Raw genomic sequence first — 9,240 nt, 5'->3', positions numbered from 1 at the left:
TCTGCGAGCTCAAAGGTGACATCCTTCTCCACACCGCCCGCGCTGATGCGGCCTTTGCCGGAGCGCACGGCTCTGCGAAACCAGCCGTTCTGAGGGCCGCGAGCGGAGCGGATATAGAGGGCGTCGCCGAGCGCGCTGTGCCAGATGGTCGTGTAGGGCCGCAGAGAACCATCGGGTCGCTCAGATGTGACCAGCAATTCGGTCGCCGCGTTGATGCGGTGCAGCTCTTGGGGATCCCATTCGCTCATGATGCTCTCCTCGTGCGATGGTTCGCTCGCGCCAGCGCGTCTGGCCCGCTGAAACATCAGCATCCCCCCGTTGCCTGGAATGTGGCCGGGGATAAGGGCCGCCGCTGCGCTTATTCGGGAATGAACATCACGATGAGACCGGCGACGGATGCGAGAACACCGACCCCGCCGAAGATTGCGGTCAGCACCCACAGGGTTTGTTCCCCGCCCCCGTGGCGGCGGAGTCGCATCCGCTCCGGGCGGGAGGGATTCATATAGATCGTGAGCGCATCCTCGTCCGCCGCATGCTCAAGCTCGTGATCTTCGAGAACTCGGGAGTGGATGCTGCCATCGTGGGCCATCCAGCGTGCTTCGAGCGGTGCAGATTCCCGCACAATGACGGCGGTCGTCTCCTCCCAGCGGCCACTGACGCCACGGACGAGGAGAGCCACGAGCAGAAACGTGATGCCGAGCGGGATGCCGATCCACGAGAACAACTCGAGCAGGGTGCCCAAGATATCTCGTCCGCTCACAAGGAACATGTTATGCGCCAGGGAGGGAGTCGGCGGCATCCCGAGCCGCCATGCCGCCGGGGCGTGCTCTAGCGCACCAGGGAGATGCCGAGAGCGGTAAGCACGCCGAACGCGGTGCCCCACAGGATGATCGAGACGATCTGCCACACGATGACGGCATTCTTCGACGCGCCGAACGAGACCATCGCCGCCGACGTGATCTGGCTGGGCAGAATCGTCTGGCCGAGCAGGCTGACTCCGGCAACGCCGTACTTGTCGAAAGCGTTGCGCAGGCGCTGGCGCCTGGGGGTCAGCTCCTTCTCGCCCTTTCTGGCGACAACAGACGAGCGCACGCGATGTGCGGAGAAAACCACAATCAGCATGGAAACGACGTTGCCCACGACCGCGGCGATGATGGCGACTGCGGGGGTGATGCCGGCGAGCACGCCGATCACGGCGCCAAAGTAGGACTCAACGAACGGAATCGCGGCCGCCAGCATTACCCCGATCCACTGAAGGAACGGCGGAAGCGATGCGGTGAAGTCCTGCAGGGCGTCAATCATGGTGGTGCCTTTCGTTGGTGATGTGTTCCATCATGGCGAACGCGGCGACGCCACTGCAGTGTGCCGGTGTCATGACATCGGTGGGCGAATTCGCCCGCGAAAATGTGACAAATGTCATAGCCCTACGCTGGAGGCCATGCACCACATTGATCCCTCGCCTGAGGCGCGCAGCGTTCAGACAACCTGGCTCTACACGCTCGTGTCGTTTGCCTTTTTCTTTCTCCTGGTGCAAGTTCTCACGATCGCCGAGTCTGTTAGGGCCCTTCAGTATTCGCTGTCCTCCGGCCACACCACCGACGCGCTGCTGAGTGCGACCGTGGTGACCCTCACTGTCGTGGCATCGGCGGTTCAACTGCGCTGGTGCTTCTTTCTCAGAGCCGGCCTCGCGGGAGGCATTCCCGGCACCAGCTGGGCGGTACTTCTCATGGTGCCCGCCGTGCTCGCCTGGATGCTCGGGGCAGCAGTCCCCGGGTTGGCCGTCTATGCCGCACTCCCCCTGTGGCTGAGCGTTGGTGCGCTTGCTCCTCTGCTGCCCCACAGCCCGCGATTGATGCTCATCGGAGCGGGCCTGATCTGCGTGCTGGTGCATCCCATTGTGGCGTCTAAGGTCTTCGGCATTGCGTTTAGCGTGGCCGACCTTGATCTTGCTGCTCTCGTGTTCGCTGCGATGCTGCCGTTGATGGTGATCACGAGCATGTGGTGGTGGCGCATCGTGGTGGAGCTTGACCGTCACCGGCGGGCGGGAGCCGAGTTGGCGGTCGCCAGAGAGCGGCTGCGCTTTGCCTCTGACCTTCACGACATTCAAGGCCACCATCTGCAGGTGATTGCGCTCAAGGCCGAGCTGGCGGAGAGGCTTCTCGATCACAACCCTGTGGGGGCGCGAGAGAATCTTCATGAGGTGCGGGCTATCGCCCGGCAGGCGCTCGACGAGACCCGCTCGCTGGTCTATGGATACCGCGAGATCGCATTCGGCGACGAGCTAGAGAACGCCCGAGAGGTGCTCAGCGCAGCCGGCGCGCGGTGCGTTCTCAATGTCGGCGACCTCCCCCGAGACCCGGAGGTGCAGCGTTGTCTTGCGCTGATCGTGCGTGAGGCGACCACCAACATCCTGCGCCACAGCGAGGCGACCAACGCGTGGATCACGTTGAGCACGACGCCGACGGGTAGCGAGCTGGTCATCGGCAACGATGGTGCGGCTCAGGGGGCAGCACATCGGGATGCCGCCGGGGTGCTCCGGGGAAGCGGCCTTGCTGGTCTCCGAGAGAGGGTCAACGCCATCGGCGGCACGCTCGAGGCTGTCGTCGGAGACACCAACACCTTTGAAGTCCGCGTAATGGTTCCCGAATTTGAGGTAGTCGCATGACACTGCAGCACAGCTCCCCCGAAGGTGATCGGCGCATCCGACTGCTCATCGCCGATGACGAACACCTCATCAGGGGCGCGCTCGAAGCTCTGCTCGGGCTCGAAACCGACATCGAGGTCGTCGCCAGCTGCGACAACGGCCTCACGGCCGCCGAACTCGCCGTCGAAATGCGGCCAGACGTGTGCCTTCTCGATTTGGAGATGCCAGGCCTCGATGGGCTCGAGGCGGCAAACCGAATCCTCTCGACGGTGGCGACGAAGGTTGTCATCGTCACTCGGCATGCCCGGCCGGGCGTGCTGCGCCGTGCCCTTGCTACCAGGGTGTCTGGATTCGTGCCCAAGTCGACGCCGGCATCCGAGCTTGCCGATGTGATTAGGGATGTTGTGGCAGGCAAACGGTACATCGACCAGGAAATCGCCGCGACGGCACTCATGGCAGAACGCTGCCCCCTGACCGATCGGGAGCTCGACGCACTGCGTCACAGCCGCTCCACCCTGCGGGTGCAGCAGATCGCAACCCGGATGCATCTTGCGCCGGGCACGGTGCGCAACTATCTCTCGACGGCGATGGCCAAGCTCGGTGCCAGTTCCCGGCACGAGGCCGCCGAGAAGGCGTGGGAACAGGGCTGGATTTGAGTTCGGGGGCCTCACCGCCCCGGCCGGCTGCCGTCTACTTCGATGAGCAGGTCAGGTCTGCGGCCGTCTGGCCAAAGGTGTTGCTGGGAAGCTCGACAGGCTGATCGTTGGGTGATGCCGACGGCGATGCCGACGGAGCCGGTGACGCCGACGGCGACGGGATGGGATCTGGCTCGGGGCGGGGAGCCGCAGGGTCTGGCACCGTTGCCCCCGAACCACTCGGGCGGTCGGTGAGCACGACCGGAGTGTCAGAGACGAGCGCATCGTTGAGGACTTGGGCTGCGGCCGCCGTGGGCAAAACGCCGTTGACCTGCCGCTCGCCCGGTTCTGGGTAGTGATTCGGATACTGAACAAACACGATTTTGCTGAAATCGATGTCTCTAAACGCCAGTGCGATGGAGGCCAGTGTGAGGGGGTTCTGCAGGTTGCTCGACAGGCTCATGTTCGACGCCGCCGCCTGTGCGATGCGGTACACGGTCGGAAGATCGGAGAGCTTGTCACGCGTTTGGCGGGCGAGCGCCGCGAAGAACAGCTGCTGGTTGCTGACACGGCCCAGGTCGCTGCCGTCGCCAACGCCATAGCGGGAGCGGAGGAACGACACCGCGGTGGCTCCTTCGAGTGTGACTGTGCCAGCCGGCAGATCGAGGGGCGGATTCGTGTACCTGTCTCGGAGGGGGCTCGCGAGGCACACATCCACACCGCCGATTGCTTCGGCAACCGCTATGGCACCGTCGAAATCGACGTCGGCCGCGTAGTCGATCTGCACTCCCGTGAGCTCTGTCACCGTTTCGGCGACGCAGGGAACTCCCCCGTGGCTGTAGGCCGTGTTGATCTTTTGCAGGGATGCAGACTCGAACGTTTCGCCGTCGGCGCCGCTGCACTCCGGGATAGAAACATAGAGATCCCGGGGGAACGTGACGATCGTGGCGTTGCTGTGGTCTGCGGAGAGGTGAACCAGCACCGTGACGTCATTGAGTTGGGCATCCCTCTGGCCATAAACGGGGTTGCCGCCGCCACTGTCGTTGCCGACGAGAAGAAAATTGACGGGCCCCTCAATAGCCCCCAGGGTGGGTGGAGGAGCCTCGCCGGCGGAGGGTAGTTCGATCGACGGCCCCAGCCGTGAGGCAAGCTGCAACGCTGAGATGCCCGCGACGCCCACGATGCTGACCGCAACCACCGCCAGGCCGCCAGCAATGAAGCGGATGATCGGCCAGGCCCCGTCCCGCCGGGGCAGACGTCCGTGGCGAACCGGTGCGCCGACGCCCGCACCGGGGGGCAGATCCTGATCGCTCACGAGCCATCACCGCCTCAGCCGACTGATCTTAAAGGTTAGTCACGATCGGTTATTCGCAAAACTGTTTGCGAGGGCGGTGTTCGCCGCAACTTGCCGAGACCCCGGATGGCGCGAAACTGGATGCCGTACTTTTTGATGAAGGCGGCATCCATCGCGGCGTTGGTTTCGGTGTCGGTGCGCACTTCGGCGCTCGCCTGAATGGTGGGGGCCCCTGGGGTTACTCGCCCCCGTACGTCGCAGGGTGTGAGTTCGACGGCGGGGTTGTTGCGCAGGCGCTTAACCTTGCCAGACTCCGGATCGGTCGTCACGAGCAGAGCATCGCCGCTCTGGGCGATCCACACGGGCGTGGAGACTGGTTGCCGGGTGCGTCGAAACGTGGTGAGAAGAACGTAGGCGGGCTTGGCCATAGCGGCGAGTTCAGGGGTTATTGGCACCATCGAATCCTAAGCTCGAAGTCGGCGAAAGGATGTTCTGTGCGCGAGCGTGATGGCGAGCTGGTCTCTCTGGGGACGGCGGACGAACTTGCGCGTGTCTATCGCGCGATTCTTGAGCCGAGCTTTGCGCCGGAGGAACTGATCCCGCTCGATGCGCTCACTCGTGAAATGGTGGCGGGCCGGGCGACTGCCCTGGTGCTGCCCGACAGCAGCGGGGAGCCTGGAGCCGTCGCGATCGTTCAGCAGGTCGCGCCCGGCATAGACCTGCTCACGTATCTCGCGACCCGCGGCGATCAGCGCGGGTCGGGAGCGGGCGGGCGCATTATGCGAAGCGTCCTGAAGGCAGCCCGGCAGCGCGAACGGTCTCTGCTGCTCGCGGAGGTGGAACATCCTCGCCACCACCCAGTGCACCAGGAGCACGGCGACCCCGAGGCCCGCCTGCGGTTTTATGGGCGGCTCGGCGCGAGAATTGTGGACGTCCCCTATTTTCAGGCGCCGGTTGCCCCTGGCAGCCCGCCCGTCTACGGGATGCTGCTGCTCGCCTTCGAGGTCGATCCGTCGCTGGAGAAGGAGGGCCGGTTGAGCGCCTCCGCCGGTCTCGTCGATGCTCTGAGTACCATGACCGAATCTGCCGATGCCGACGCGACCCCCGTGGCAGCCCTTCTGGATGCGGCACGGGCTGACGAGGGAGTCCGACTGCTGCCACTTTCCCAGGTAAACGAGGCTGCGGTAGCGCTCCCCTAGACACGCCACGGAGCGCGGGTACCGTGGGGTCATGGACCACAGCGGAATGTCCCACGTGTCCCACGATTCACACGAAGGCCACGAAGGTCATGACAGCCACGCAGGCCATGCCGGTCATGGTGACCACGTAGCTCAGTTTCGTCGGCTGTTCTGGATCATGCTCGTGCTTGCGGTGCCCACCGTGCTGCTCAGCCCGATGTTCGCCATGATCGTGGGGTATTCACTGCCCGACGTTGCCGGCATCGCCTTGGTGTCGCCTGTTCTGGGCACGGTGATCTATTTCTGGGGTGGACGCCCGTTCCTCACCGGCGCGAGGGACGAACTCAGCGCCCGCAAGCCCGGGATGATGTTGCTGATTGGCCTTGCCATTACGGTCGCGTTTCTGTCGTCATTGGGTGCGACCCTTGGCCTTCTCGATCACCAGCTCGACTTTTGGTGGGAGCTGGCACTGCTGGTCGTGATCATGCTTCTCGGTCACTGGATCGAAATGCGCTCGCTCGCCCAGACCTCGTCGGCCTTGGGCTCGCTCGCGGCGCTGATTCCCGACGAGGCCGAGCGTGTCGATGGCGACCAGACCGTGCGGGTCTCCCCAGCCGACTTGCTGGTCGGCGACGTGGTTCTTGTGCGGCCCGGCGGGCGGATTCCCGCCGATGGCACGGTCATCGAGGGAGCCGCCGATATCGACGAATCGATGGTGACAGGAGAGTCTCGGGCCGTGCCTCGAGGGGTCGGCGATAGCGTTGTCGCCGGCACCGTGGCCACCGATAGCTCCGTGCGCATCCGCGTAACCGCCGTCGGCGACGACACGACTCTTGCGGGCATCCGCAAGATGGTTGAGGATGCCCAGAATTCGTCGTCGAGGGCGCAGCGGTTGGCCGATAAGGCCGCGGGGTGGCTCTTTTGGTTCGCGCTGGGCGCTGCAGCAATAACCGCGGTCGTCTGGTCGGTGCTCGGATTGCCTGACGAAGCAGTGATTCGAACCGTGACCGTGCTCGTGATTGCGTGCCCACATGCGCTCGGGCTGGCCATTCCCCTGGTCGTGTCTATCGCCACAGAGAGAGCAGCGCGCGCGGGTGTTCTGATCAAGGACCGCCTCGCACTGGAGAGCATGCGAACCGTTACCGCTGTGCTCTTCGATAAGACGGGAACCCTCACCAAGGGTGAGCCCGTCGTGTTTGCCGTCGCTGCAACGGAGGGCCACACCGATAGTGAGGTGCTGGCGCTGGCAGCCGCTGCCGAGAGCGATAGCGAGCATCCGTTGGCCCGCGCTATCGTCTCGGCCGCTCGTGAGCGCCGTATTGCGGTGCCCGTCGCCTCGGGGTTCAGTTCAGCCCCGGCCGAGGGAGTTATGGCCGCGGTGGGCGACCGGCAAATCAGCGTGGGAGGCCCGTATCTGCTCGAGCGCAGCGCAGCGGAGCCGCTCGCCGATAGCGCTGCATGGCGGGCGCAGGGAGCCACGATTCTGCACGTGCTGGTGGATGGGGCGGTCGTTGGCGCGCTGGGCCTGGTCGACCAGATTCGGGAGGAATCGCGCGACGCCGTTGACGAGCTTCATGCCAGAGGCATCGAGGTGATCATGATCACTGGCGATGCCCAGAACGTGGCCGACAGCGTGGCGAAAGAGCTCGGTATTGATCTCGTGCTCGCGGGTGTTCGCCCGGAGGATAAGGCCGCCAAGGTTGCCGAGCTGCAGGCGCAGGGGCGCACAGTCGCGATGGTGGGCGACGGGGTCAACGATGCGCCCGCTCTGGCGCAGGCCGATGTCGGCATTGCCATCGGCGCTGGCACCGATGTCGCGATCGCCTCGGCGGGGGTGATCCTGGCGAGCAGCGACCCGCGCGCGGTCGTCTCGGTCGTGCTTCTCTCCCACGCCACGTATCGCAAGATGAAGCAGAATCTCTGGTGGGCCGCCGGCTACAACCTCATTGCGGTGCCGCTGGCGGCGGGCGTTCTTGCCCCGGTCGGCTTTGTTTTGCCGATGGCGGTGGGAGCCATTCTCATGTCGCTCTCCACCGTCGTTGTCGCCCTCAACGCACAACTGCTTCGGCGACTCGACCTGACCCCGGGAGCACGTGGCTCACGTTCCAGATGAGAGTGTTCTCACGCGAGACCACCGAGCGATGCCCCTCGATTACCGTCTGAGCCACGGTCGCCGCCCTCGCGGCGAACCTTCAGAAAGCTTCGAAAGGGGTTCAGATGGGCGTGTCACGATCATTGCGGAGAGTCGCCATCATCACCGGTGCGGGCCTTGTCGCCAGCATCGGGTTGACGGCAACAGCGTTGCCAGCATGGGCAGGAGGTTCCCACGGGCCGGGAGGGGGCAATCACGGCCGCTCCATCTCGTTGGCCAAGCAGGTGACTGCCAAGAACATCCTGGGTCATTTGAACGCATTCCAGAAGATCGCTGACGCGAACGGGGGCAACCGCCAGTCGGGAGCGCCCGGGCACGTTGCCTCAGCAGAGTACGTGGAGTTCCAACTGCGGAAGGCCGGATACAAGCCTGTTCGCCAGGAGTTCAGCTACGAGCAATTCGTGGAGGGAGCGTCAACGTTTGCTCAGGTGAGTCCGAACGCTGTTTCGTATGTAGATCAGACCGACTATGACGTCATGGACTATTCGGGTGCCGGCACGGTGACAGGCGAGATCGTTGCCGTCGACGTGAACCTTGCGGGTGACCGCGTGAACACGAGCGGATGCGAGGCAGAGGACTTCGCGGGCTTCGCGGCTGGCTCGATCGCCCTCGTTCAGCGTGGCACGTGCACGTTCGGTGAGAAGGTGGCCAACGCCACGACAGCAGGGGCTGCGGCCGTGATCGTGTTCAACCAGGGCAACGGCGAAGACCGCTCTGGCCTCGTGTTCGGAACCCTCTCGGCACCCCAGGCCTCGATACCGGCACTCGGTGCGCCGTTCGCGTTGGGCGAGTCGCTCGCGGCGGCTCCCGGAACCACCGTGAGCATCGTGGTAGAAGCGTCGGTCACGACGGTGAACACGTTCAATGTGATCGCCGATACCAAGAAGGGCAACCCCGACGCGACAGTCGTGGTGGGTGCGCACCTAGACGGTGTCGCCGAAGGCCCCGGGATCAACGACAACGCGAGCGGAAGCGGCGCGATTCTCGAAACGGCAATTCAGCTGGCGAAATCCAAGGCGACGCCTCAGAACCGGGTTCGTTTCGCCTTCTGGAGCGGAGAAGAAGACGGGCTGCTCGGGTCGACGCACTACGTTTCGCAACTGACGGAGGCCGAGATCGCTCAGCACGCGGCCAACCTCAACTTCGACATGGTGGGCTCGCCCAACTTTGTGCGCTTCGTCTATGACGGCGATGGGTCGGAGTTCGGCAGCGTTGGGCCGGAGGGTTCGGCCCAGATCGAGGCGCTCTTCACCGAGTTCTTCGCTGGACAGGGGCTGGCCTCTGAGCCGACCGAGTTCGACGGGCGCTCCGACTACGCTGCGTTCATCGATGCGGGC

10 protein-coding genes are annotated in these 9,240 nt (G+C 64.5%); 5 read left to right on the top strand and 5 right to left on the bottom strand.

The genetic code is table 11. The features are described 5' to 3' along the window. The 3 genes from AC062T_RS07225 to AC062T_RS07215 form a co-directional block, all read right to left on the bottom strand. Positions 1-248 (bottom strand): DUF2255 family protein (locus tag AC062T_RS07225; RefSeq protein WP_476028688.1); only part of this gene is annotated, 248 nt, incomplete at its 3' end. 110 nt (positions 249-358) lie between these two features. Beyond that, a complete protein-coding gene (locus tag AC062T_RS07220) occupies positions 359-760 on the bottom strand; it encodes a hypothetical protein (RefSeq protein ID WP_146181252.1) in 402 nt (133 codons plus the stop codon). A 68-nt stretch (positions 761-828) separates the two neighbouring features. Next, entirely contained in the window at positions 829-1,302 is a 474-nt protein-coding gene (locus tag AC062T_RS07215) for a hypothetical protein (RefSeq protein WP_108996764.1), read from the bottom strand. 136 nt (positions 1,303-1,438) lie between these two features. Between AC062T_RS07215 and AC062T_RS07210 the strand changes: the two genes are divergently transcribed. Together AC062T_RS07210 and AC062T_RS07205 are read left to right on the top strand one after the other, a co-directional pair. Continuing rightward, on the top strand, positions 1,439-2,665 hold the full coding sequence (locus AC062T_RS07210) for a sensor histidine kinase (protein ID WP_476028685.1): 1,227 nt from the start codon (positions 1,439-1,441) through the stop codon (positions 2,663-2,665). Continuing rightward, positions 2,662-3,300, top strand: coding sequence for a response regulator transcription factor (locus tag AC062T_RS07205; protein ID WP_476028683.1), 639 nt, complete (start codon positions 2,662-2,664; stop codon positions 3,298-3,300). Before AC062T_RS07210 ends, AC062T_RS07205 begins: the two co-directional genes overlap by 4 nt. Before the next feature lie 34 nt (positions 3,301-3,334). On the opposite strand, the gene AC062T_RS07200 is transcribed toward AC062T_RS07205, so the two are convergent. Together AC062T_RS07200 and AC062T_RS07195 are read right to left on the bottom strand one after the other, a co-directional pair. Next, on the bottom strand, positions 3,335-4,594 hold the full coding sequence (locus AC062T_RS07200; RefSeq protein ID WP_476028681.1) for an LCP family protein: 1,260 nt from the start codon (positions 4,592-4,594) through the stop codon (positions 3,335-3,337). Positions 4,595-4,629: 35 nt separating this feature from the next. Then, complete coding sequence (locus tag AC062T_RS07195; protein WP_476028679.1) at positions 4,630-5,028, bottom strand: PPOX class F420-dependent oxidoreductase; 399 nt, start codon at positions 5,026-5,028, stop codon at positions 4,630-4,632. A gap of 39 nt (positions 5,029-5,067) precedes the next feature. Between AC062T_RS07195 and AC062T_RS07190 the strand changes: the two genes are divergently transcribed. From AC062T_RS07190 to AC062T_RS07180, 3 genes are all read left to right on the top strand, one after another. After that, positions 5,068-5,772: an N-acetyltransferase gene (locus tag AC062T_RS07190; RefSeq protein ID WP_476028677.1), complete on the top strand. Its 705-nt coding sequence runs from the start codon at positions 5,068-5,070 to the stop codon at positions 5,770-5,772. Positions 5,773-5,803: 31 nt separating this feature from the next. Then, positions 5,804-7,864: a heavy metal translocating P-type ATPase gene (locus AC062T_RS07185; protein WP_476028675.1), complete on the top strand. Its 2,061-nt coding sequence runs from the start codon at positions 5,804-5,806 to the stop codon at positions 7,862-7,864. A 104-nt stretch (positions 7,865-7,968) separates the two neighbouring features. Beyond that, the coding region (locus AC062T_RS07180) for a M20/M25/M40 family metallo-hydrolase (protein WP_476028673.1) at positions 7,969-9,240 on the top strand (1,272 nt) is incomplete at its 3' end.

The sequence above is a fragment of the Homoserinimonas sp. genome, from assembly GCF_056262345.1.
This window is presented reverse-complemented; position numbering and strand designations above follow the sequence as displayed.

Bases quoted from the DNA above. Each gene is read 5' to 3' on its own strand.
- AC062T_RS07185 (WP_476028675.1), top strand. From the start codon at position 5,804: ATGGACCACAGCGGAATGTCCCACGTGTCCCACGATTCACACGAAGGC.
- AC062T_RS07205 (WP_476028683.1), top strand. From the start codon at position 2,662: ATGACACTGCAGCACAGCTCCCCCGAAGGTGATCGGCGCATCCGACTG.
- AC062T_RS07210 (WP_476028685.1), top strand. From the start codon at position 1,439: ATGCACCACATTGATCCCTCGCCTGAGGCGCGCAGCGTTCAGACAACC.
- AC062T_RS07215 (WP_108996764.1), bottom strand. From the start codon at position 1,302: ATGATTGACGCCCTGCAGGACTTCACCGCATCGCTTCCGCCGTTCCTT.